Consider the following 22,169-nt stretch of genomic DNA (forward strand, 5'->3'; position numbering starts at 1 on the left):
TTGGTGCCGTAGGCATTGATGATGCCGCCATTGATGACGGTCGGGTCGAGCCCGCCGGCTTCGAGCAGGGTCGCCACCATCGAGGTCGTCGTCGTCTTGCCATGCGTGCCGCCGATGGCGACAGCCTGGCGGAAACGCATCAGTTCGGCCAGCATCTCGGCGCGGCGGACAATGGGCAGCAATTTCTCCCGCGCCGCCTTCAGTTCCGGATTCGACTTCTTGATCGCCGTCGAGACGACGATGACCTCGGCGTCACCGAGATTCTCGGCCTTGTGACCGACGAAGCATTCGATGCCCTTGTCGCGCAGCCGTTGCACATTGGCGCTGTCCGCCTGGTCGGATCCTTGCACCTTGTAGCCGAGATTGTGCAGCACCTCGGCGATGCCGCTCATGCCGATGCCGCCAATGCCGATGAAATGCACGAGGCCAATGGTCTGCGGCATCTTCATGGGTGCGTCCCCTTCCTGAAATCCGATACTGTTTTGCGGGACGCAATAGCCTCTGTGAGATCGGCGAGCAACCGTGCCGCGTCCGGCCGGCCGACCGATTTGGCCGCGGCAGCCATCGTCGCGAGCCGCTCCGGCTGGTCTATCAGGGCGCCGAGCAGTGCCGCGATGCGCTCGGACGAAAGCGATGATTGCACATGCACTTCGCCGCCGCCGGCGGCGGCAAGCGCCGCCGCATTGGCCGCCTGGTCGTGGTCGAGCGCAAAGGGATAGGGCACCAGCAGTGCCGGCCGGCCGATGACGGCGATCTCCGAGACGGTGGAAGCGCCGGAGCGCGAGATCACCAGATGCGCCGCCGCAATGCGCGCCGCCATGTCGGTAAAGAACGGCGAGACCTCGACGGCGACGCCGAGCGCGGCATAGGCCGCCTTCACCCGCGCCACGTCGTCCGCGCGAGCTTGTTGGGTAATGACGAGGCGTCTGCGCTGTGCATCGGAAAGCAGCGCGACTGCCCCCGGCATGGCATCGGAAAAGAATTGCGCGCCCTGACTGCCGCCGAACACCAGCAGGCGGAAAGGCTCATCCCCGGTTGAAGCCACGTAAGGTGTCCTGGCTGCTTCGAGCACCGCTGGCCTGACCGGATTGCCGGTCGTCACCGTCTTGGCGCCGGCCGCACTCTCATCTTGCGGCAGGAAGCCGCCGGCGATCGCGTCGACGCGGCCGGCCAGCGCCCGGTTGGCGCGCCCCATCACCGCGTTCTGCTCGTGGATCAGCGTCGGCACCTTGCGCCGCGTCGCCGCATAGAGCGGCGGCAGGGTCGGATAGCCGCCAAAGCCCACGACGGCCTCCGGCTTGATCCTGCCGATGACGGCGGAGGCCTGACGCACGCCGCTCCAGATTTTCCAGAAGGCGCCAAGCAGGGCGAAGGGGTTTTTCGAGCCCAACGTCGCCGACTGGATGGGATGGATGGCCGCTGCCGGGAAATGGCCGGCAAACCGTTCGGCGCGGGTGTCGGTCGCCAGATGCACCGCCCAGCCGCGCTCGATGAGTTCATGCGCCAGCGCTTCGGCTGGAAACAGATGTCCGCCGGTTCCGCCCGCGGCGAGAAGGATAACGCCTCTGGCCATGTCACTCCGCCGGCATGGCGCGCTGCGGCAGCGCAAAGCCCATCTGCTTGCGCTTTTCCGGCCGCTTGCGCGTCAGCGCCAGCACCATCCCCATCGAGATGGCGATGGCGATCTGCGAGGAGCCGCCATAGGAGATGAAGGGCAGCGTCATGCCCTTGGCCGGCACCAGCTGCAGGTTGACGCACATGTTGATGACGGCCTGCAGGCCGAACACGGTGACCAGGCCGCCGACCGCATAACGGGTGAAGTCGTCATGCTCCTTCAGCGCCGTGTTGAGACCGCGCAGCACGATGAAGGCGAAGATCGACATGATGAAGAAGCACATGATCAGCCCGAACTCCTCGCCCGCGACCGAGAAGACGAAGTCGGCATGGCTGTCGGGGATGACCCGCTTGACGGTGCCCTCGCCCGGCCCGACGCCGAACCAGCCGCCATTGATCAGCGCGTCACGCCCCATGTCGACCTGGAACGTGTCGCCTTCGCCGGTGAGGAACTTGTCGATGCGCAGCGCGACGTGCGGAAACACCGTATAGGCGGCGAAGACGCCGCCGACGCCGGCCGCACCGAGCACGATGATCCACAGCCACGGCAGCCCGGCCATGAAGAACATGATGCCCCAGGTGCCGGTGGTCAGCATGGTCTGGCCGAGGTCCGGCTGCGCCACCAGCAGCGACACGACCAGCACCAGCAGCAGCATGGCGAACAGATTGCCGGGAATGTCGGGCTGGCGTTTGTGTTCGGCGAACAGCCAGGCGCACATGATGACGAAGGCCGGCTTGAGGAATTCCGACGGCTGGATCGACAGGCCGGCGAGCGAGACCCAGCGCCGTGCGCCCTTCACCTCGACGCCGACATAGAGCACCGCCACCATCAGCACCAGCATGAGGCACAGCATGATCAGCGACATGCGCCGGATCTCTCTGGAATCGAGGAAGGAGACCGCCAACATCACGCCGAGCGCGGGCACGGTGAAGATGATCTGTCGGGTGGCGAAATGGAAACTGTCGAGGCCGATGCGTTCGGCGACCGCGGGACTTGCCGCGAAGGACAACACGATGCCGAGCCCCATCAGCGACAGGAACGCCGCCAGGAACCAGCGATCGATGGTCCACCACCAGGTTGCGACCGGACTTTTGTCGAGACGGCTCTGCATTATCGTGCCCCTCCGATGGGTTTGACGCCATCTATAGCGCTCGCAGCTTGCCTGAAGGCTTCGCCGCGGACCTCGAAATTCTTGAATTGGTCGAAACTGGCGCAGGCCGGCGACAACAGCACCACCGCCTCGCCGCTGTCGTCCTTGGCCGCGTCATGCGCGGCATGCTCGACCGCGGCCGCCAGCGTGCCCGAGATTTCGTAGGGCACGGCCTCGCCCAGCGTCGCCGAAAAGGCGGGGGCGGCCTCGCCGATCAGATAGGCCTTGGCGATGCGCGGGAAGAAGCCGCGCAACGGTTCGATGCCGCCCTCCTTGGGCAGACCGCCGGCGATCCAGTAGATGCGGCTGAAGCTGGACAGTGCGGGAGCAGCCGCATCGGCGTTGGTCGCCTTGGAATCGTTGACGAACAGGACATGGTCCTTGCGGCCGACCTGCTCCATGCGGTGGGCGAGGCCCGGGAAGCTTTCGAGCCCCGACTGGATCTCGCCGAGGTCGAGACCGACCTTGAGGCAGGCGGCGACGGCGGCCAGCGCGTTCTGCGCATTGTGCTGGCCGCGCAGCGAGCCGATGCCTTCGAGGAAGGCGACACGGCTGTAGCGGCCATGCACCGCTTCCATCAGGTTGGTGCCGTCGGCGAAATAGCCGTCGGTCAGCGGCAGCCGCTTGGAAATACGGATGACCTGCCGCCCCGCCCGCTCCAGCCGCTCGGCGATCTGCGCGCACCAGGAATCGTCGATGCCGATGATCGCCGTCTCGCTGCCCGCCACCAGCCGCTCCTTGATCGAAGCATAGTGCTGCATGGTGCCGTGGCGGTCGAGATGGTCGGGCGTAAGGTTGAGCAGGATGCCGGCCGTCGGATTGATCGAGGGCGCAAGGTCGATCTGGTAGGACGAGCATTCGACCACATAATGCCGGTCGGGCTTCGGCGGATCGAGCGTCATCACCGCGCGGCCGATATTGCCGCCCATCTGCGTGTCGCGCCCGGTAGCTTGAAGGATATGCGCCGTTAGCGCCGTCGTCGTCGACTTGCCGTTGGTGCCGGTGATGGCGATGAAGGGAGCATCCGGAGCGCTGAGTGTCCTCTCCCGGCAGAAAAGCTCGATGTCGCCGATCACCTCGACGCCTGCGCCACGCGCGAGCTCCACCGTCCAGTGCGGCTTGGGATGGGTCAGCGGCACGCCGGGCGACAGCACGAAAGCGGAAAAGCCGGCCCAGTCGGCGCCACGCAGGTCGCCGGTTGCGATGCCGGTGGCGGCGGCCTTGGCGACGCTGTCGGGATTGTCGTCCCAGGCCAGCACTTGCGCACCGCCCTCGATCAGAGCGCGCGCCGTGGCGATCCCCGAGCCGCCGAGCCCGAAGAGCGAAACACGCTTGCCTGCGAAGGATGCGGCGGGGATCAAATGGCAGCCTATCTGAGCTTGAGGGTGGAGAGGCCGACCAGCGCCAGGATGACGGCGATGATCCAGAAGCGGATCACCACCTGGCTTTCGGTCCAGCCGAGCTTTTCGAAATGATGATGGATCGGCGCCATCAGGAACACGCGCTTGCCGGTCATCTTGAAGTAGCCGACCTGGATGATGACCGAGAGGATCTCGACCACGAACAAGCCGCCGACGATGACGAGCACGATCTCGTGCTTGGTGGCGACCGCGACCGTGCCGATCAGGCCACCCATGGCGAGCGACCCGGTATCACCCATGAAGATCGCCGCCGGCGGCGCGTTGAACCAGAGAAAGCCAAGGCCGGCGCCAATGACCGCGCCAAGCACGACCGCCAGTTCGCCGGTGCCCGGCACGAAATGGATCTGCAGGTATTCAGCGAAGACCGCGTTGCCCGAGAGATAGGCGATGACGCCGAAGGACGCCGCCGCGATCATGATCGGCACGATCGCCAGACCGTCGAGGCCGTCGGTCAGGTTCACCGCATTGCCGGCGCCGACGATGACGAAGCAGGAGAACGGGATGAAGAACCAGCCGAGGTTGATGATGAATTCCTTGGCGAAGGGGAATGTCAGTGACGACGAGAACGGCGCCTGGCCATTGTGCATGATCGCCCAGGCGGCGATGCCGGCGATAACGAATTCCAACGCAAGCCGCGCCTTGCCGGAGAAGCCGAGATGCGACTGCTTGGTCACCTTCAGATAGTCGTCATAAAAGCCGATCGAGCCGAAGCCGAGTGTCACCAACAGCACCACCCAGACATAGATGCTGGACAGGTTCGCCCATAGAAGCGACGAGCCGATGATACCGGACAGGATCATCAGTCCGCCCATGGTCGGCGTACCCGCCTTCTTGAAATGCGTCTGCGGCCCGTCGGCGCGGATCGGTTGGCCCTTGCCTTGCCTGAGCCGCAGCGAATTGATGATGGTCGGCCCGAAGATGAAGACGATCAGCGCCGAGGTGATCAGCGCCCCGCCGGTGCGGAACGTGATGTAGCGGAAGACATTGAAGACAGAGACCTTGTCCGCGAAATCGACCAGCAGTGTGAACATGCGCTTTCGTCCCCCGACTAGGTCTGGTTGCTGGTTGTCGTCTCGGCCGGGAATTTGCCCAGCAGCGCATCGACCAGTTTTGCAAAACCGATGCCCTTCGACGATTTGATCATCACCACGTCGCCCGGCCTTAGCGCGGCGAGCAGCAGCGGCTTCAACTCCTCGACGCCGGCGCGGTATTCCGTCCTGATATCGTCCGGCAGCGCTTCCGCCAGCGAGCGCATCTCCGGCCCGCCGAGAAAGACTGTCCGCGTGCCCGTGCCGACGATGAGATCGGCAAGGGCGGCATGCAGCTTTGCCGAATGGTCGCCGAGCTCCAGCATGTCGCCGAGCACCGCGATGCGTCTGCCCTCGCCTGTCACCGGCGTTGCGTTGAGTAGCGCCATGGCGGCCGCCATCGAGGCCGGATTGGCGTTGTAGCTCTCGTCGATCAGCGTGATCGGGCCACCGTGCATAGGGCTACCGGGCTGGCCCGAAGTCGGGCCACCGGGATGCCGCAGCACATGGCGCTTGCCGCGCCCGCGCTCGGCGGAGAGATCGGCCAGCGCCAATGCCACCTTGTCGAGATCGGCGCCGACCAGATGCGCGGCGCCTAGCACCGCCAGCACGTTCTGCACCATGTGCCGGCCAGGCGCTCCGATACGAGCGATCATATCGTGGCCGCTGATCCTGGCGGCGATGTCGGAATGGTCGGCATGCAACTCGCACTTGACCAGCTTGAACGTCGAGCGCGCATTCTCGCCGAAGCCATAGACATGCTCGACGCCGGCAGCTTGCGCCATCTTGTCCAGCAGCTTGAAACGCGCATCGTCGCGGTTGAGAACCGCGGCGCCCTCGGGTTCCAGCCCTTCAAAAATCTCGGCCTTGGCCCTGGCGATCTCGTCCAGATTGCGGAAGAAGCCGAGATGCGCGGCCGCGATCATGGTGACGATGGCGACATGCGGCCGCACCATCTTCACCAGCGGCCGGATCTCGTCGGGATGGTTCATGCCGATCTCGAACACGGCATAATCGCAGTCATCGGGCATGCGCGCCAAGGTCAGCGGCACGCCCCAATGGTTGTTGAACGACTGCGCCGAGGCATGCACCTTGCCGACGGCCGAAAGCACGTGGCGCAGCGCCTCCTTGGTGGTGGTCTTGCCCGCGGAACCGGTGACCGCGATGATCTTGGCCTGCGAGCGGGCGCGCGACGCGACACCGAGCTTTTCCAGCGCAACCAGAACGTCCTCGACGACGATGATCGGCGCGGTCAGCCGGCCAAGCGACGGCAGCTTGCCTTCTGCCACCACCAGCACGCCGGCGCCGGCCTTGATGGCCGCGGTGACGAAGTCATGGCCGTCCATCGTCTCGCCCTTGATGGCAAAGAAGGCGTCGCCCGGCTGCAGGCTGCGGCTGTCGATCGAAATGCCCGATATACCTTCGGGCATGGGGCCGAGCGGCCGCCCGTCCGTGGCGGCAACCAGCGCTTCCGAAGTCCACAGCAAACTCATGCGGCACGCTCCCTGAGCGCGGCGCGCACTTCCTCGTGGTCGGAGAAATGCAGGGTTTCCGAGCCGATCGTCTGGCCTTCCTCATGGCCCTTGCCGGCCACGATCAGCGTGTCGCCGGCATGCAGCATGCGGACAGCCTCGTGGATTGCCTTGCGCCGGTCACCGATTTCGATGGCGCCGGGCGCCGCGGCAAGAATGGCGGCGCGGATGCTTTCGGGCACTTCGGAGCGCGGATTGTCGTCGGTGACGATGACGACATCGGCGAGCCGGGTCGCGATCTCGCCCATGATCGGTCGTTTGCCCCGGTCACGGTCGCCGCCGCAGCCGAACACGACCATCACGCGACCGGTGGTGAACGGACGCACCGAGGCCAGCACATTCTCCAGCGCATCCGGCTTGTGGGCGTAATCGACATAGACCGGAGCCCCGCTCGCCGTGGTACCGACAAGGTCGAGCCTGCCCGGCGCGCCTTTCAATTTCTCCAATGCCCCCAAGGCCTTGGCGACAGGTGTTCCGGTGGAAATGGCAAGCCCCGCCGCAACCAGCGCGTTGGCGATCTGGAAATCGCCGGCGAGCGGCAGGTCGATTTCGTGGATCACACCGTCGGCTTCGACCTCGGCACGCTGGCGATGACGCTCATGCTCGACCCGCTTCAACCTGAGGAAATCGCCATGACGGCCGACCGTCAGCACGTCGAGCCCGGCGGCCCGAGCTGCCTTTATCGTGGGTTCCGACCAAGGATCGTCGGCGAAGACGATAGCCGGTGCGCCCTTCGGCAGCAGCGTGTCGAACAGGCGCAATTTGGCACGGTGATAATCCTCGACCGTCGGATGGTAATCCATGTGGTCGCGGCCGAGATTGGTGAAGCCGCCAGCCGAGAGCTTCACCCCATCGAGGCGGCGCTGGTCGAGCCCGTGGCTGGAGGCCTCAATCGAGGCGTGGCTAACGCCGGCATCCGCCAATTCCCGCAGCAACTGATGCAGGGCGACCGGATCGGGTGTCGTCAGTGAACCATATTCGTTGCGGCCAGGCGCGACCACGCCGGTGGTACCGATCGAGGCGGCAGCGTATCCCGCCTGCTCCCAGATCTGCCGGGTGAAGGCGGCGACCGACGTTTTGCCACTGGTACCGGTCACGGCGACCATGGTTTGCGGCTGCCTGCCGAAATAGCGGGCGGCACTCAACGCCAGTGCCAGGCGCGGATCATCGACCGCCAGCACCGGAACCGGCAAATCGGCCAGGCCACTGCCTTTGCCCGTGACGATCGCTGCAGCGCCACGTCGGGCCGCGTCGGCGGCGTAGCTCGCGCCATCGGCCTTGGTTCCGGCAAGCGCGAAAAAGACGACGCCGGGTTTCACCTGGCGGGAATCGGACGAGATGCCTGTAACCTCCAGATCGACGGAAGCTGTTCCTTCGACTGGCAGGATACCGGCTAGATCTTTGAGCTTCATCGAGTCCCGTTCACCGCAACAAAATAGCGCGCAGTTGCCGGCGCGCCCCAAGAATCACTGATAGGAAACCAGCGTTGCACCATTTTCATGGCTGAAATCTGGCTTCACGCCAAGCATGGCCGCTGCACGCCTGATGATATTGCCGGCCATGACCCCCGCATTGTTGGCCGCGACGTCGGTCATCCCAGGCTTTTCCGGATGCGGGGCGTCGGCGATCGTGAACACCAAATATTGCGGATCGTCCATCGGGAAGGCGGCGACAAAGGTGTTGAAATTCAATTCCTTCGAGTAACGGCCGTTGATGACCTTCTCGGCCGTTCCGGTCTTGCCGCCGACGCGGTAGCCGGGAACCCGGGCATTTCTGGCCGAACCCTTCTCGGCGTTGAGCGAATAGAGGTAGCGCATGCCCTCGACGGTCTTTTCGGTAACCACTTTCTTGGCCGCCGCCATCGCATCCTCCTGGCTGCGGACCAGAAATGTAGGCTGCATCAGAAAGCCGCCATTGACCAGCGCCGCGCAGCCGACAGCCGCTTGCAGCGGCGTCGTCGACACGCCATGGCCGAAGGCGATGGTGAACGAATTGACCTGCTTCCACACCTTCGGCTCGGTCGGGCGGGCGACTTCGGGCAGTTCGGTCTGCATCTTCTCCAGAATGCCGAGGCGATGCAGGAATTCGCGGTGCGCCTCGATGCCGACCAGCTCGGCCTCCCTGGCCGACCCGATGTTGGACGAATAGAGGAAGACCTCCGGCAGCGACAGCACACGGTTCTTGCCGTGGAAATCGTGAATGGCCTGGTGGCCGACCCGGATTGGATGCGAAGCGTCGAAGCGGCTCGACATCGTCGCCTTGCCGGAATCGAGCGCCATGGCCGAGGTGAAGCTCTTGAAGGTCGAGCCCATCTCATAGAGCCCCGCCGACATCCGGTTAAGCCGGTCCTTGTCCTGCGCGTTGTAGGGATTGTTCGGATCGAAATCCGGCACCGAGGCCATGGCCACCACTTCGCCGGTCTTGACGTTGAGCACGACGGCGCCAGCGCCCATGGCGCGATAGCGCTCCAGGCCGGCGGCGATCTCGTCGCGCACCACATGCTGGACGCGCAGATCGATCGAAAGCTTCACCGGCCTGAGATCCTTCGCCACCGCCAGGCCCGACGCCTGCAGGTCGCTCAGGCCCTGCTCATCGATATATTTCTCCATGCCGGAGATGCCCTGGTTGTCGATGTTGGTCAGGCCGACGATGTAGGAGGAGGTCTCGCCGCTCGGATAAAAACGGCGCTTTTCGGTGCGGAAGCCAAAGCCGGGAATGCCGAGCTGCATGATGTCGGCCTGCTGCTTGGGCGTCAGTTGCCGCTGCAGCCAGACGAAGCCGGCGCCGCTCTTCAGCTTGTGATAGGTCTGCTCGTAGTCGATTTCGGGCAGCACCGTCGACAGCTTCTCGATAGCCTCATCGGCATCGACGATGCGGCGCGGCTCGGCGAACAGCGACGCCGTCTTGATGTCGGTGGCCAGAACTTCACCGTTGCGATCGACAATGTCGGGACGTGACGCCGTCACCCGGCTTTGCGGACCGCCCGACAGGTCGGGTGTCTGGAAACCGAGATAGACCAGCCGCCCCGATATGGTCGAGAAGATGCCGAAGAACACCGCCATCGTCATCACGATGCGGGCCTTGCCCTTGCCGCCGGTCGCCTTGCGGGCGCCTTCGACCACGATCGACCCGTCCTCGCTTGTCCTGGCGCGGCCTACCGTGGCGAAGCGCTTCAGCAGTTTGCCGATCATTGGGCGATGTCTCCGGTGACGACGGGATCCTTGTCGCCCGAGGGCGCCTTGTCGGAATTGTCGGCCACGGCGCCCTGGCGCCCGTTCAGGATGTCCTGGATGTCGAGCGCCTTGGCCGGCAGGTCGCCCAGGCCCACGATCTGCCGGCCACTGACCGGCTCCAATGCGAGCTGCGCCTTATAGAGTTCGGCCAGCTTCTGCAGCCGCGACGGCTGGGTGAGCAGGCTCCAGTCGGCCTTGAGCAGGTCGATCGTGTCCTCCTCAAAGCGTATCTCGGCATGGATCTTCTGCACGGCCGCCAACTGGTCCTCGGCCTCGCGCTTGGCCTTGTAGGTCAGGGCCGCTGCCGAAACCATGACGGCGATCAGGACAATGTCGCTGGTACGAAACACGTGCTTACCTCTCCCCCGGCCGATCGATGCCGGGAAGCTTTGGAAGGCCGAAAATCGAAAAATCGTCGCCGCGCGCCGGCGCCTCGGTGCGGACCGCCGCGCGCAGCCTGGCCGAGCGGGCGCGTGGGTTGGCCGCAACCTCGGCGTCGCCTGCCGTCACGCCGCCACCAGCCTTGCGGAAAGTCGCGGTGCGCGCCTGCGCCTCCGGCATGTGGCGCGAGCCGGTCATGGCGTCGGCGCGATCGGCGATGAAGCGCTTGACGATGCGGTCTTCAAGCGAATGGAACGTCACCACGACAAGTCGGCCGCCTGGCTTCAGCGCGCGTTCGGCCGCGAACAGCGCCTTGGCCAATTCACCGAGCTCGTCATTGACGAAGATGCGCAGCGCTTGAAAAACGCGGGTCGCCGGATGGATCTTGTCCTTCGGCGCGCGGCCGATATGCGTCTCGATGGCGTCGGCGAGTTCCAGCGTGCGCTCGAACGGCCGTTTTTCCCGGCGCGCCTCGATCATGCGGGCGATACGGCCGGCGTGACGCTCCTCTCCGAGGAAGCCGAAGATGCGGGCAAGGTCGCCCGGCTTGAAACTGTTGACGACATCGGCGGCGCTCAGGCCCGCCTGCGCCATGCGCATGTCGAGCGGGCCGTCGAAGCGGAAGGAAAAGCCGCGCTCGGCCTGGTCGATCTGCATCGAGGAGACGCCGATGTCGAACACGACGCCATCGGCGCTGTCGATGTGTTCGTCGAGCGTCGAGAACGGCGCCTGCACCAGCCTCAGCCGACCGCCGGACTGCGCCTCGAGGTCGCGGCCGGCCGCGATGGCATCCGGATCGCGGTCGATGGCAACCACGGACGCGCCGGCCGCCAGGATGGCCTTCGTATAGCCGCCGGCGCCGAACGTACCGTCGATGACGATGTCGCCCTCCGCGGGCGCCAGCGCTTCGAGCACTTCGCCAAGAAGGACCGGAATGTGGCGGACCGATCCGCCAACGGCGTTGTTATCATCGCCGTGGCCCACCATCATTCCGGTCGCTCCCCAGCCTTGGCCTCGTGAGCCTTCGTCCCCTGCCGAAGCTGCAAAAGCCTGGCCCGCGCCTGCGCCCCGTAGGTCGCGAGCCGTCCCGGCTCCCAGATCTGAAAGAAATTGCCGCGCCCGACAAAGGCCACTTCCGCCGAGATGCCGGTATGTTCGCGAATGAAATCGGTCATGGTTATGCGGCCGTCCTGGTCGAGTTTCAGGAACGCTCCGTCGCCATGGCAGAAGAACGACATGTCGTCCGCCGTCTGCAGGAAGGGGTCTTCCCGAGCGATGCGCTGCTCGTAGCGGTCGAGCAGGTCGAGCCCGCCGACATCCATCGCCGTCAGGTCCAGGCAACGCAGCGCGTAGAGTTCCGAATAGCCGCGCTTCTGCACCACGGCACGAAAATGCGCGGGAACGGACACCCGCCCCTTCGCATCGATCCTGCTCACCGTGTTCGACAGAAACCGGTCCATCACACGTTACAGCCGCTTGCGCCGCCGCACCCCTCTTCATCGTGTCGCACGCGCCACCGCCGCGCGTTGCCTGCCCCGCACCCACCTCGTCCACAGGGGCGAAAACCGGCAAACGCACAGCCGCCGCGGCTGCCCGATTGGCGAACGCTTTACCCTGACGCGGAACGAAGGCTTTGATGTCGAAATGGGATATCATGGGGCACTATGGGCGTCAACGGGAATAGGCTTCTCAGACACGCGCGCCACGCCGACGAGAAAGGCTTTGACAGCGCACCTCGTCTTTATGATCCATTAAGCCTAACGAAGCGTTTAGAGCCTGCCTGGCCCAACTGGAGGCGCCTTGCCGCAAACCGCGGCCGGGCATAGCGTCTCGTCCATCTCACCGACCACCAAGGGATTTGAAATCGATGCCTGAAACTGCGAAGTCGCGCGCTGCGGCCCTTCCCCATTTGCGTCGCAGCGGGTTCGCCATGGGCGATTCCATTCCCCTGCCCCTGACCATGGCCGCCATCTTCCATGCACCGGGCGACGCCACCGGCTTCAACCAGTACGGCCGCTTCAGCAACCCGACCTGGGATGCCGTCGAACACATGTTGTCCCATCTGGAAGACGCGCCTTGCGTCGGCTTTCCCTCGGGGATGGCGGCGATCTCGGCGGCATTCTTTGCCGTGCTCAAGGCCGGCGACCATATCCTGCTGCCTTCGGACGGCTATCACACCACCAGGGCGCTGGCCGATCGCTTCCTGGAGCCGCTCGGCGTCACCTACGATGTCAGGCCGACATCGACCTTCCTCGACGGCGGCTTCGCGGGTTACCGCCTGGCCTTCGTCGAAACGCCCGCAAATCCGGGACTGGACATCTGCGATATCGCCGCTGTCGCCGAAGCCGTTCACAAGGCGGGCGCGCTGCTGGTGGTCGACAACACGACGATGACGCCCTTCGGCCAGCGCCCTCTCGATCATGGTGCCGATATCGTTGTCGCCGCCGACACCAAGGCGCCCAATGGCCATTCCGACGTGCTGTTCGGTCATGTCGCCAGCCGCAATGCGGACATCATCGCCGCCGTGACCGGCTGGCGCGAGGTCTCGGGCAGCATCCCCGGCCCGTTCGAAGCCTGGCTGGTGCATCGCGGCCTGGAAACATTGGACGTGCGTTTCGACCGCATGTGTTCGTCGGCGGAAGTGATCGCGCGGCGCCTGCAGGGCCATAGGGCGATCAGGGGCCTGCGTTATCCCGGCCTGGAAGGCGATCCCTCGCACAATCTTGCCCGCGCCCAGATGGAGCGCTTCGGCTTCCTCATCTCCTTCGAACTCGCTTCCGAGCAGAAAGCCGAGGATTTCATCAACGGCTGCGAATTGATGCAGGCCGCGACCTCCTTCGGCGGCGTCCACACCTCGGCCGAGCGGCGTTTGAAGCGAGGCGACGCGGTGCCGGCTGGCTTCGTACGCCTGTCGGTCGGCTGCGAGCCGGTGGAAGAACTCTGGAAGGCGATCGAGGCCTCGCTGGACAGGGTCAGCGGCTGACAAATCCACTACGAGCCGAGGTCATCGGCTTCGATGTTGCGGCGACCATGCAGCACGCGAAGAATTTCGATCGCATCACCGCCGACCCGGTACAAGGTGAGGTAGTCGCCGACGACCAGGTGACGAATACCGGTGCTATGTCGTCGCGTGGCGCACCTGAGACGGGATGCAACGTCAGCAAATCCCAACGTCTTTCCAGCGCATCCACGAAGCGAACAGCAGCGCGCGGGTCGTGGCTGGCGATGTAGTCGCCGATGCTTTCGAGATCGACGGTGGCTTGAGGAAGCAGTCGGTATTTCACTCCTGGAAGCCTTGGACCTCGGCCCTCCTCAGGTATTTCGCGCGCAGTCGTTCCATGATTGGCTGGCCGTCTTGCGCAGGCCCGCTGTCGATCCCCTCCTGCACCAGCTTGCGCAGTTCTTCGACCGTGTAGCCCATCAGGTCGCGGCGGTCCTTCCATTGCCGCAACGCATCGCGGATCACCTCGCTCGCCGAGGCGTATTCTCCAGCCGCGACCACATCGTCGACCGCCCGCGCCAGTTCCGGCGAAAGCGTGATGCTGCGTTTGTCCACCTGACCCATGATAGGCTCCCGATGATGAGCCGCGATGGTACGATTTAATCGCACCAGTTTCAAGGAAGTCGGCGGAGATCTCTGGGTGTGGCGACGCAAAGTAGCTCCGCGCCCTTGAATCAGAAGGTGCGGCCAAGGGCGCAACCTTCTGATATCGAAAGACTTAATCCATATATGATGGAGAAAAATTGCCAGCCGGCCTGTAAGCCGGGTTTTGTATGGCCCTCGCCCCTTGCGAAGCGAGAACGTGGCGGCCATTCATCTTGGGCGCATGTTGCCATGCGCCTCACGCAACCTACCCGGACGGTGAGCCGGAAACAGCCCTCGAGGGTTTCCCCTCGCACCGCCCCTATTCGGTCTTGCTCCCGGTGGGGTTTACCGTGCCGCTCCTGTTGCCAGTCGCGCGGTGGGCTCTTACCCCACCCTTTCACCCTTACCCCGACAAAGTCGTGGCGGTTTGTTTTCTGTGGCGCTTTCCCTGGGGTCGCCCCCGCCGGCCATTAACCGGCACCGTGTCTCCATGGAGCCCGGACTTTCCTCACCCGCGGCCTTTCGGCGTTTGCGGGTGCGGCCGCCCGGCCAGCTGGCAGGGCGTATAAAGGGGTTCACACCACAAAACGCAACCGAAAAAGCCGATTGTGACCGGTTCTCGTCAAGCCGGCGCGCCGACAGCCGCCAGCTGAACCTTGACCTTGCTACAGTAAGCCGCGGAAACCGGGTTCATGCGAGTGGCGCCATGGCCGGCATTGTATTTGAGGATCGTGCCGCAGGTCGTGCCGCCACCCAGGTCGCGCGCCATGGCGAGGTACTTCATGCCGTATTTGATGTTGGTGTCTGGATCGAACAGGCCCTTGGCCGACCCATTGTAACCCATCATCCGCGCGGTTGCCGGCTTGATCTGCATCAGGCCGATCTCACCGGCGCCGCCGACCATGTTCGGCCGATAGTTGCTCTCGATCTTGATCACGGCGTGGGCCAGCGACACCGGAACCCCGTAGCTCGCCGCGTAGCGGGCGACAATCGCGGAATATTGGCCGCTGCTCGCCACTGCCGCGGTCGCCGCGGCGACGTTGCTGAGACCGATCGATGCCGTCGTCGTCATGTCAACGGTCTTGCGGCCGCGTTTCGTCTGCCTTTTGGCGGGGGTTTTCCTTGCCTTGGTCCAGCTTGCCTTTTCCACTTTCGCGGAAGCCTGCTTCGTCGTCGCCTTCGCACTCTTGGTGCTTTTGGCCGAAATGGCCTTGCCTTTGGCGGATGTCGCGACCAGACCCTGGTCGGCCCGCTGGCTTAACGGTGCGGCGCCGGCCGCGCTGAAGGCAAAACTCATTACCCCGGCAGCAAGAGCTGCCGTTAAAACGGTCAATTTCTGCATGTGATCCTGTTCTGTTGGGACCACGCGAAGACTTTCGCGCGGCATCGCTTGATCAATATCGGATCACCCGGGGGCTGGACGTCCGACAAACTGTACGAAAGGCCCTTTGAAGCCCGATTTGGCGCCAATGAAGGCGGGGCAAGTCACTTTAAGTGACAGGTTGTAACTTTACGGTTGAGGAGGATTACTTGGACCGGCTCTTGACGTGAGGTCAACTCGTGACGGAGGCAAGCAGCCTCTGGAGCGTGCGCATCGTCGAGCCGTCGGCAACTCCGTCGACCCGGCGCGGTCGGAAATGCCGTTGGAAGGCCTCGACGACGATCCGTGTCCAATCGTCGAAAACGCCCGTTATCTCGACACCATAGCCATAGAGCGACAGCATCGACTGCAGCGCCTCGACATCGGCACCGTAGTCGCCTGGCTTCAGCGCGGCTCCGCGCCTGACGGGCGCGGCTGGCACGAGATGACCGACACCGGCCTTAAACAGCACGGCCCATGGAAACTTCTCGCCAGGATCAATCTTGCGACCAGGCGCCACGTCGGAATGCGCCAGCACCCGCTCGGCGGCGATCGCATGCCGTGCTGCAATCCCCTTGCACAGCCTGATCACCGCATTGATCTGGCGTCGCGGAAAGCCGGGATAGCCCAGCGAATGGCCCGGATTGACGATTTCGATGCCGACCGAGCAGGAATTGATGTCGGTGTGTCCGAACCAGGAACTCTGGCCGGCATGCCAGGCTCGGTCGCTTTCCCGGACCATCTGCACGATGTGGCCATTCTCATGGACGAGATAGTGCGACGAGACTTCACTCGCCGGATCGCACAGCCAGGCTTCGGCCCCGATACCGGTCGCCATGCCCGTATAGTGCAGCACGATCATGTCGGGCTTCTGCCTGTCGCGCCTTGGCCCGAAATTCGGCGATACCCTGACCTCGGCACTCGGCTCGTCGGGCAGGAAGCCGCTCATGCGTGCCGCAGGCCCCGCTCGATCATCTCGTAGGCGGCGTTGATCGCCGCGACCCTGGTCGTCGCGATCTTGATGAATTCCTGCGGCAGTCCGCGCGCGATCAGCCGGTCCGGGTGGTTGTCGGACACCAGCTTGCGGTAACGCTTCCTGACCTCCTCGAACGGCTTGCCGCGCTCGATACCGAGCACGACATAGGGGTCGCCGGCGCCAAGATTGACATGCCGCGCCATGATCGATTCGTAGTGCGCCTCGTCGATGCGGAAGATCTCGGCGATACGATGCAGGAAAATGCCTTCGCGCTCATGCACCAGCCCGTCGGCCTTGGCGATGTGGAACAGGCCGTCGAGTATGTCTTCCAGCATCACGCAATTGGAGTGCCCGGAGCCGCACATCTGCGCCATGCGCTCGGCATAGGTTTCGAAACCGGCCACATCCCGCTGGGCGAGATCGAACAGCCGCGCAACATTGCGCGTCTCTTTCGCCGGCACTTCGAAGATTTCCTGGAAGGCGCGCACCTCATCCTGGGTGACGATGCCGTCGGCCTTGGCCATCTTGGCCGAAAGCGCGATCATCGCCACTGAGAAGGCGACGCGGCGGCGCAGGTCGGCGTCGCCGGAGAAAACCGTGCGCACAGCCTCGACCACGTCGGCGACGCCAGACGTGGTTGAAGACGAAACCCGGGTGATGAAGTCGCCGAGGCGGTCCCAAATCGACATGGCCAGCTTCATAGAGCCAACCGGTCCCCGCTATCAAGCCAATAACGGCCAACTTGTCGGGCCTGTGAACGAAGGGCGCTTTGCTGGTTCCAACAGTCACCCCTACGAGAAAAAGGCCGACATCAAGCCGGCCTTCCTCCCAAGACACTTACTGCTTACAAACTACTGCGCGGGCGCAGGAGCAGGCGTTGCCGGAGCCGGCTCGGCAGGCTTGGTCGAATTGTCAGCCGGGGCCGCAGGCTTCATCGGCTGCTCGGCGGCCGGCGGATTGGTGCTCTGGGTCGTGGTCTTGTCGGTACCGCTGTCGCTGCATGCCGCGACGCCAAGCAGGACAAGCGCCGAAACCGACGCAAGAATGAGCTTTTTCATGACATCTCTCCTTCAACACACGCTCACGTTGCAGTGAACGGTCGAAGGGAAAATGCATGACCGGGCCAAGGGTTTCGTAACGTTGCGTTTCCACCTGTAACATCAATGGCATGCAGGCGACATTGCTGCCGGCGCTTCGGCGCTTTAACAACGACACCGGACAACGGAATACCGGAGACAACCGCATGACCGCCAAATGGGATTTCTGGATCGATCGCGGCGGCACCTTTACCGATATTATCGGCCGTGACCCGCAAGGCGGGCTGCATCCGCGCAAGCTGCTGTCGGAGAATCCCGAAGCCTATGCCGATGCCGCCATTCAGGGCATCCGCGATCTGCTCGGCCTTGGACCGGCCGCCGCGATCCCGTCCAGCCTGATCGGCGACATCAAGATGGGAACCACGGTGGCCACCAACGCCCTTCTGGAGCGCAAGGGCGACCGTGTGTTATTGCTCATCACCAAGGGGTTTCGCGATACGCTCAGGATCGCCTACCAGGCGCGACCCGACATTTTCGCCAAGGAAATCATTCTTCCCGAGCAACTCTACGAGCGCGTCATCGAGGTCAACGAGCGCGTGCTCGCCGACGGCCGCGTCGAACGGCTGCTCGATATCGCGGCTTGCCGGCCGGCCATAGAACAAGCGAAAGCCGATGGCATCGATGCCGTTGCCATCGTCTTCATGCATGCCTGGAAATATCCCGATCACGAGAAGGCGGTGGCCAGGGTCTGCCGCAAGCTTGGTTTCGGCCAGGTCTCGGTCAGCCACGAGGTCTCGCCGCTGATCAAGCTGGTCGGCCGCGGCGACACCGCGGTGGTGGATGCTTATCTGTCGCCCATCCTGTCGCGCTATGTGCAAAGGGTGGCGGGAGAACTGGGCGCGGCGCCAATCTCCCCCCTCGTGGGGGAGATGTCGGCGAAGCCGACAGAGGGGGGCGCTGCCCCGCCAACGTCTCGTTCTGTCGCGCCCCCCTCTGTCCTGCCGGGCATCTCCCCCACAAGGGGGGAGATCAGCCAATCCCCGCCTCGCCTGATGTTCATGATGTCTTCCGGCGGCCTCACCGCCGCCGACATGTTCCAGGGCAAGGACGCGCTGCTGTCGGGTCCGGCCGGCGGCGTCGTCGGCATGGTCGAGACGGCCAAGCTCGCCGGCTTCGACAAGGTCATCGGCTTCGACATGGGCGGCACCTCCACCGATGTCGCCCACTATGATGGCGAATATGAGCGAGCCTTCGACACCGAGGTCGCCGGTGTGCGCGTCCGCGCGCCGATGATGCGCATCCACACCGTCGCCGCCGGCGGCGGCTCGATCCTGCATTACGAGGCCGGCCGTTTCCGCGTCGGACCGGACTCTGCGGGCGCCAATCCCGGCCCGGCCGCCTACCGGCGCGGCGGCCCGCTGGCGGTCACCGATGCCAACGTCATGCTCGGCAAGCTGCAGCCCGATTTCTTCCCCTCGATCTTCGGCCCCGGCCAGGACGCGCCGCTCGACGCGCAAACCGTGCGCGCGAAATTCGCGTCACTTGCCGCCGGGATCGGCGATGGCCGCTCACCGGAAGCGGTCGCCGAAGGCTTCGTCACGATCGCTGTCGAGAACATGGCCAATGCGATCAAGAAGATTTCCGTGCAACGTGGCTACGACGTCACCGAATATCTGCTGAACTGCTTTGGCGGCGCCGGTGGCCAGCACGCCTGCCTGGTCGCGGATGCACTCGGCATGGAGGCGGTGCTGATCCATCCTTTCTCCGGCCTGCTTTCGGCCTATGGCATCGGCCTGGCGTCGGTCTTTGCCTCACGCCAGCAGGCGCTGCTCAAGCCGCTCGCCGAGGAATCCAGAGCGGAGATCGGCAACCTCATCGCCACCTTGAAAAAGGCCGTGGTCGCGGAGTTGGCGGCGCAAGGCATCGCCGAGGGCTCGGTCGCCACCAGGCCGGTGCTGCACATCCGCTATGACGGCACAGATACGGCACTGCCGGTGAATTTCGAGGCAGACTCGATCTTCCAAGCCAGGCGCGATTTCGAAATCGCCCACAAGGCGCAATTCGGCTTCGTCTATGACGACAAGCCGATGATCGTCGAGACCGTCGGCGTCGAAGGCACCGAAACCGGCCAGACGACCGCCGAAGCATATGCGCCGGCCGGGCCGGGACGGGTCAAGTCCGCTTCGGAGACCCGGCGTATCTACACGGAAGGCCGGTGGCATGAAGCTGGCGTCTACCGTCGTGAGAACCTCAGGCCGTCCAGTCTGGTTGCGGGCCCCGCCTTGATCATCGAGTCGAACCAGACGATCGTCGTCGAGCCGGGTTGGCAAGCCGAAATCACCAACCTCAATCACGTCGTCATACGCCGCACGGAAAGGAAAGCGCGCGCCGCCGCCCTTGGCACGCAAGCCGATCCGGTGATGCTCGAAGTCTTCAACAATCTGTTCATGTCGATCGCCGAGCAGATGGGCGTGAGGCTGCAGAACACCGCCTATTCCGTCAACATCAAGGAAAGGCTGGATTTCTCCTGCGCCGTCTTCGACCACACCGGGGCGCTGGTCGCCAATGCGCCGCACATGCCGGTGCATCTCGGCTCGATGGACCGTTCGGTCGAGACCATCATCCGGCTAAACTCCGGCGACATCCATGCCGGCGACGTCTTTGCCTTGAACGCCCCCTATAATGGCGGCACGCATCTGCCCGACATCACCGTGGTAACGCCGGTCTTCGATGACGCCCAGAAGAATATCCTCTTCTGGACGGCCTCGCGCGGCCATCATGCCGACATTGGCGGCACCGCCCCCGGCTCGATGACGCCGCTCGCCACCACGGTCGACGAGGAAGGCGTGCTGTTCGACAATTTCCGCATCGTCGACCGCGGAAAATTCCGCGAGACGGAGCTGCATACGCTGCTCACCGAGCATCGCTATCCGGCCCGCAATCCGCACCAGAACATTGCCGACCTGAAGGCGCAGATCGCAGCCAACGAGAAGGGCGTGGCGGAGCTGCGCAAGATGGTCGCGCATTTCGGTCTCGACGTCGTCGAGGCCTATATGGGCCATGTCCAGGACAACGCCGCCGAAAGCGTGCGCCGCGTGCTGGAACGGCTGCCGGACACGTCGGATTACGAATATCCGACCGATACCGGCCAGGTGATCAAGGTGAACATCACGGTCGACCGGAAAAAGCGCGAAGCGACCGTCGACTTCACCGGCACGTCGAAGGTCGAGAAGAACAATTTCAACGCGCCCGAGCCGGTCGCCCGCGCCGCCGTGCTCTACGCCTTCCGTGTCATGGTCGAGGACATGATCCCGATGAATGCCGGGTGCCTGAGGCCGATCAACATCGTCATTCCCGACGGCTGCATGCTCAAGCCCACCTACCCTGCCGCCGTCGTCGCCGGCAATGTCGAGACTTCGCAGCACGTGACCAACGCTCTGTTCGGCGCCATGGGCGCGATGGCCAATGCGCAGGGCACGATGAACAACCTGACCTTCGGCAACAAGCAGTACCAGTATTACGAGACGATCTGTTCCGGTTCGCCCGCCGGCCACATGAACTCCGGGCGCGGCTTTGCCGGCACGTCGGGTGTGCACACCCACATGACCAATTCGCGCCTCACCGACCCGGAGGTGCTGGAGCTTCGCTTCCCCGTGGTGCTGGAGGATTTTCACATCCGCGAGGGTTCTGGCGGCAAGGGCAAATGGAACGCCGGCGACGGCACCAAACGCACCATCCGCTTCCTCGAAAAGATGGAATGCGCGATCCTGTCCTCGCACCGCAACCGCCCGCCGCAAGGACTGGACGGCGGCGGTGACGGCGAGACCGGCTCGACCAAGGTGCGCCGCAACGACGGCACTGTTGAGACGCTGAAGGCTTGCGACCAGACCGTGCTCGACGCTGGCGAAGCCGTCATTGTGACCGCGCCGACGCCCGGCGGGTTCGGTAAGTTGTAAGAAAGGCGTCAACAGGCTGTCACCGGCCTGTCATGACCCTGCGTTACCCGCTTGCGGCAAAGCAAATGGGGAATCACTTTGCCATGACGGACGTCTCCTCGGATCTGGTTTTTCGCCGCGGCAAGGAAGTTGGAAAGGCCGTCTACCAGAACCGCGCGCTTTCGAAAGCCGGCATCTCCGAGCGGCTGTTCGCCTTCCTGTTTTCCGGCCTCGTCTATCCGCAGATCTGGGAAGACCCCGACGTCGACATGGACGCGATGCAGCTCGGCCAGGGCCACCGCGTCGTCACCATCGCCTCGGGCGGCTGCAACATCCTGGCCTATCTGACCCGCTCCCCGGCACAGATCGACGCCGTCGACCTCAACGCGGCCCACATCGCGCTGAACCGCATGAAGCTGGAGGCGGTTCGCCATCTGCCTTCGCAAGGCGACCTGTTCCGTTTCTTCGGTGCGGCGGACACGAGCCACAATTCCGAAGCCTACGACCGCTTCATCGCCCCGCATCTCGATCCGGTCAGCCGCCATTACTGGGAGCGCCGCAACTGGCGCGGCAACAGGCGCATCGGCGTTTTCGATCGTAATTTCTACCAGACCGGCCTGCTCGGCCTGTTCATCGCCATGGGCCACCGCACGGCGAAATTCTTTGGCGTCGACCCAGCGGGCATCATGCAGGCCAGCAACATCGGCGAACAGCGCCGCTTCTTTAACGAAGAACTGGCGCCGGTCTTCGACAAGAAGCTTTTGAAATGGGCGACCTCGCGAAAAGCCTCGCTGTTCGGTCTCGGCATCCCGCCGGCGCAATATGATTCGCTGATCACCTCCGGCGACGGCACCATGGCCAGCGTCCTGAAGGCCCGGCTGGAAACGCTCGCCTGCGATTTCCCCCTGGACAACA

General features: G+C 64.2%; 21 protein-coding genes and 1 other RNA gene. 4 read left to right on the forward strand and 18 right to left on the reverse strand.

Features of this window, described 5'->3' with window-relative positions; translation table 11 throughout:
* From EOA36_RS04665 to mraZ, 11 genes are all read right to left on the reverse strand, one after another.
* Positions 1-449, reverse strand: a 449-nt coding sequence (locus tag EOA36_RS04665; protein WP_245464244.1) for a Mur ligase domain-containing protein, incomplete at its 3' end; no start/stop codon positions are given.
* Complete coding sequence (murG, locus tag EOA36_RS04670) at positions 446-1,573, reverse strand: undecaprenyldiphospho-muramoylpentapeptide beta-N-acetylglucosaminyltransferase (protein ID WP_127275790.1); 1,128 nt, start codon at positions 1,571-1,573, stop codon at positions 446-448. The genes murG and EOA36_RS04665, both read right to left, overlap by 4 nt.
* Position 1,574: 1 nt before the next feature.
* Entirely contained in the window at positions 1,575-2,726 is a 1,152-nt protein-coding gene (ftsW, locus tag EOA36_RS04675; RefSeq protein ID WP_127275791.1) for a putative lipid II flippase FtsW, read from the reverse strand.
* A complete protein-coding gene (gene murD, locus EOA36_RS04680) occupies positions 2,726-4,126 on the reverse strand; it encodes a UDP-N-acetylmuramoyl-L-alanine--D-glutamate ligase (protein WP_127275792.1) in 1,401 nt (466 codons plus the stop codon). Before murD ends, ftsW begins: the two co-directional genes overlap by 1 nt.
* Before the next feature lie 8 nt (positions 4,127-4,134).
* Positions 4,135-5,217, reverse strand: coding sequence for a phospho-N-acetylmuramoyl-pentapeptide-transferase (gene mraY, locus EOA36_RS04685; protein ID WP_015317207.1), 1,083 nt, complete (start codon positions 5,215-5,217; stop codon positions 4,135-4,137).
* Between the two features lie 17 nt (positions 5,218-5,234).
* A complete protein-coding gene (locus EOA36_RS04690; RefSeq protein WP_127275793.1) occupies positions 5,235-6,707 on the reverse strand; it encodes a UDP-N-acetylmuramoylalanyl-D-glutamyl-2,6-diaminopimelate--D-alanyl-D-alanine ligase in 1,473 nt (490 codons plus the stop codon).
* On the reverse strand, positions 6,704-8,158 hold the full coding sequence (locus EOA36_RS04695) for a UDP-N-acetylmuramoyl-L-alanyl-D-glutamate--2,6-diaminopimelate ligase (RefSeq protein WP_127275794.1): 1,455 nt from the start codon (positions 8,156-8,158) through the stop codon (positions 6,704-6,706). The genes EOA36_RS04690 and EOA36_RS04695 overlap by 4 nt, the downstream gene beginning before the upstream one ends.
* Before the next feature lie 54 nt (positions 8,159-8,212).
* A complete protein-coding gene (locus EOA36_RS04700) occupies positions 8,213-9,937 on the reverse strand; it encodes a penicillin-binding protein 2 (protein WP_127275795.1) in 1,725 nt (574 codons plus the stop codon).
* Positions 9,934-10,329 (reverse strand): hypothetical protein, encoded by a 396-nt coding sequence (locus EOA36_RS04705; protein ID WP_127275796.1) that lies wholly within the window; start codon positions 10,327-10,329, stop codon positions 9,934-9,936. The genes EOA36_RS04700 and EOA36_RS04705 overlap by 4 nt, the downstream gene beginning before the upstream one ends.
* 4 nt (positions 10,330-10,333) lie before the next feature.
* Positions 10,334-11,350, reverse strand: a complete 1,017-nt coding sequence (rsmH, locus tag EOA36_RS04710; protein ID WP_127275797.1) for a 16S rRNA (cytosine(1402)-N(4))-methyltransferase RsmH — start codon at positions 11,348-11,350, stop codon at positions 10,334-10,336.
* Positions 11,347-11,820, reverse strand: a complete 474-nt coding sequence (gene mraZ / locus EOA36_RS04715) for a division/cell wall cluster transcriptional repressor MraZ (protein ID WP_127275798.1) — start codon at positions 11,818-11,820, stop codon at positions 11,347-11,349. The genes rsmH and mraZ overlap by 4 nt, the downstream gene beginning before the upstream one ends.
* 407 nt (positions 11,821-12,227) lie before the next feature.
* Between mraZ and EOA36_RS04720 the strand changes: the two genes are divergently transcribed.
* On the forward strand, positions 12,228-13,343 hold the full coding sequence (locus EOA36_RS04720) for a cystathionine gamma-lyase (RefSeq protein WP_127275799.1): 1,116 nt from the start codon (positions 12,228-12,230) through the stop codon (positions 13,341-13,343).
* Here the strand turns inward: EOA36_RS04720 and EOA36_RS04725 are convergent.
* From EOA36_RS04725 to EOA36_RS04740, 4 genes are all read right to left on the reverse strand, one after another.
* Positions 13,333-13,644, reverse strand: coding sequence for a type II toxin-antitoxin system RelE/ParE family toxin (locus EOA36_RS04725; RefSeq protein ID WP_348629802.1), 312 nt, complete (start codon positions 13,642-13,644; stop codon positions 13,333-13,335). The genes EOA36_RS04720 and EOA36_RS04725 overlap by 11 nt on opposite strands.
* Positions 13,641-13,925 carry a type II toxin-antitoxin system ParD family antitoxin gene (locus EOA36_RS04730; RefSeq protein ID WP_127275800.1) on the reverse strand — a complete coding sequence of 95 codons (285 nt, stop codon included), beginning with the start codon at positions 13,923-13,925 and terminating at the stop codon, positions 13,641-13,643. The genes EOA36_RS04725 and EOA36_RS04730 overlap by 4 nt, the downstream gene beginning before the upstream one ends.
* A 178-nt stretch (positions 13,926-14,103) precedes the next feature.
* Positions 14,104-14,503: RNase P RNA component class A (gene rnpB, locus EOA36_RS04735), an RNA gene on the reverse strand.
* A gap of 65 nt (positions 14,504-14,568) precedes the next feature.
* Complete coding sequence (locus tag EOA36_RS04740; protein ID WP_245464245.1) at positions 14,569-15,153, reverse strand: transglycosylase SLT domain-containing protein; 585 nt, start codon at positions 15,151-15,153, stop codon at positions 14,569-14,571.
* On the opposite strand from EOA36_RS04740, the gene EOA36_RS38045 reads away from it, so the two are divergent.
* Positions 15,074-15,292, forward strand: coding sequence for a hypothetical protein (locus tag EOA36_RS38045; protein WP_245464246.1), 219 nt, complete (start codon positions 15,074-15,076; stop codon positions 15,290-15,292). The genes EOA36_RS04740 and EOA36_RS38045 overlap by 80 nt on opposite strands.
* 207 nt (positions 15,293-15,499) lie before the next feature.
* Here the strand turns inward: EOA36_RS38045 and EOA36_RS04745 are convergent, their stop codons facing one another.
* The 3 genes from EOA36_RS04745 to EOA36_RS04755 all read right to left on the reverse strand — a co-directional run bounded on the left by EOA36_RS04745 (position 15,500) and on the right by EOA36_RS04755 (position 17,340).
* Complete coding sequence (locus EOA36_RS04745; RefSeq protein WP_127275802.1) at positions 15,500-16,255, reverse strand: N-acetylmuramoyl-L-alanine amidase; 756 nt, start codon at positions 16,253-16,255, stop codon at positions 15,500-15,502.
* Entirely contained in the window at positions 16,252-16,971 is a 720-nt protein-coding gene (locus EOA36_RS04750) for a DnaJ family molecular chaperone (protein ID WP_127275803.1), read from the reverse strand. Before EOA36_RS04750 ends, EOA36_RS04745 begins: the two co-directional genes overlap by 4 nt.
* A gap of 162 nt (positions 16,972-17,133) precedes the next feature.
* Positions 17,134-17,340 (reverse strand): hypothetical protein, encoded by a 207-nt coding sequence (locus EOA36_RS04755; protein ID WP_127275804.1) that lies wholly within the window; start codon positions 17,338-17,340, stop codon positions 17,134-17,136.
* A gap of 185 nt (positions 17,341-17,525) precedes the next feature.
* Between EOA36_RS04755 and EOA36_RS04760 the strand changes: the two genes are divergently transcribed.
* Both EOA36_RS04760 and EOA36_RS04765 read left to right on the forward strand, forming a co-directional pair.
* Positions 17,526-21,275 (forward strand): hydantoinase B/oxoprolinase family protein, encoded by a 3,750-nt coding sequence (locus EOA36_RS04760; protein WP_127275805.1) that lies wholly within the window; start codon positions 17,526-17,528, stop codon positions 21,273-21,275.
* Positions 21,276-21,307: 32 nt separating this feature from the next.
* The coding region (locus tag EOA36_RS04765; protein WP_127275806.1) for a DUF3419 family protein at positions 21,308-22,169 on the forward strand (862 nt) is incomplete at its 3' end.

The organism is Mesorhizobium sp. M8A.F.Ca.ET.021.01.1.1, assembly GCF_003998025.1.
In the GTDB taxonomy this organism is placed as follows: Bacteria; Pseudomonadota; Alphaproteobacteria; order Rhizobiales; family Rhizobiaceae; genus Mesorhizobium.

What these genes read in the sequence shown, in the direction of transcription:
- murG (WP_127275790.1), bottom strand. Translation starts at nt 1,573, where the DNA reads ATGGCCAGAGGCGTTATCCTTCTCGCCGCGGGCGGAACCGGCGGACAT.
- ftsW (WP_127275791.1), bottom strand. Translation starts at nt 2,726, where the DNA reads ATGCAGAGCCGTCTCGACAAAAGTCCGGTCGCAACCTGGTGGTGGACC.
- mraY (WP_015317207.1), bottom strand. Translation starts at nt 5,217, where the DNA reads ATGTTCACACTGCTGGTCGATTTCGCGGACAAGGTCTCTGTCTTCAAT.
- EOA36_RS04690 (WP_127275793.1), bottom strand. Translation starts at nt 6,707, where the DNA reads ATGAGTTTGCTGTGGACTTCGGAAGCGCTGGTTGCCGCCACGGACGGG.
- EOA36_RS04695 (WP_127275794.1), bottom strand. Translation starts at nt 8,158, where the DNA reads ATGAAGCTCAAAGATCTAGCCGGTATCCTGCCAGTCGAAGGAACAGCT.
- EOA36_RS04700 (WP_127275795.1), bottom strand. Translation starts at nt 9,937, where the DNA reads ATGATCGGCAAACTGCTGAAGCGCTTCGCCACGGTAGGCCGCGCCAGG.
- rsmH (WP_127275797.1), bottom strand. Translation starts at nt 11,350, where the DNA reads ATGATGGTGGGCCACGGCGATGATAACAACGCCGTTGGCGGATCGGTC.
- mraZ (WP_127275798.1), bottom strand. Translation starts at nt 11,820, where the DNA reads ATGGACCGGTTTCTGTCGAACACGGTGAGCAGGATCGATGCGAAGGGG.
- EOA36_RS04720 (WP_127275799.1), top strand. Translation starts at nt 12,228, where the DNA reads ATGCCTGAAACTGCGAAGTCGCGCGCTGCGGCCCTTCCCCATTTGCGT.
- EOA36_RS04730 (WP_127275800.1), bottom strand. Translation starts at nt 13,925, where the DNA reads ATGGGTCAGGTGGACAAACGCAGCATCACGCTTTCGCCGGAACTGGCG.
- EOA36_RS04745 (WP_127275802.1), bottom strand. Translation starts at nt 16,255, where the DNA reads ATGAGCGGCTTCCTGCCCGACGAGCCGAGTGCCGAGGTCAGGGTATCG.
- EOA36_RS04750 (WP_127275803.1), bottom strand. Translation starts at nt 16,971, where the DNA reads ATGTCGATTTGGGACCGCCTCGGCGACTTCATCACCCGGGTTTCGTCT.
- EOA36_RS04755 (WP_127275804.1), bottom strand. Translation starts at nt 17,340, where the DNA reads ATGAAAAAGCTCATTCTTGCGTCGGTTTCGGCGCTTGTCCTGCTTGGC.
- EOA36_RS04760 (WP_127275805.1), top strand. Translation starts at nt 17,526, where the DNA reads ATGACCGCCAAATGGGATTTCTGGATCGATCGCGGCGGCACCTTTACC.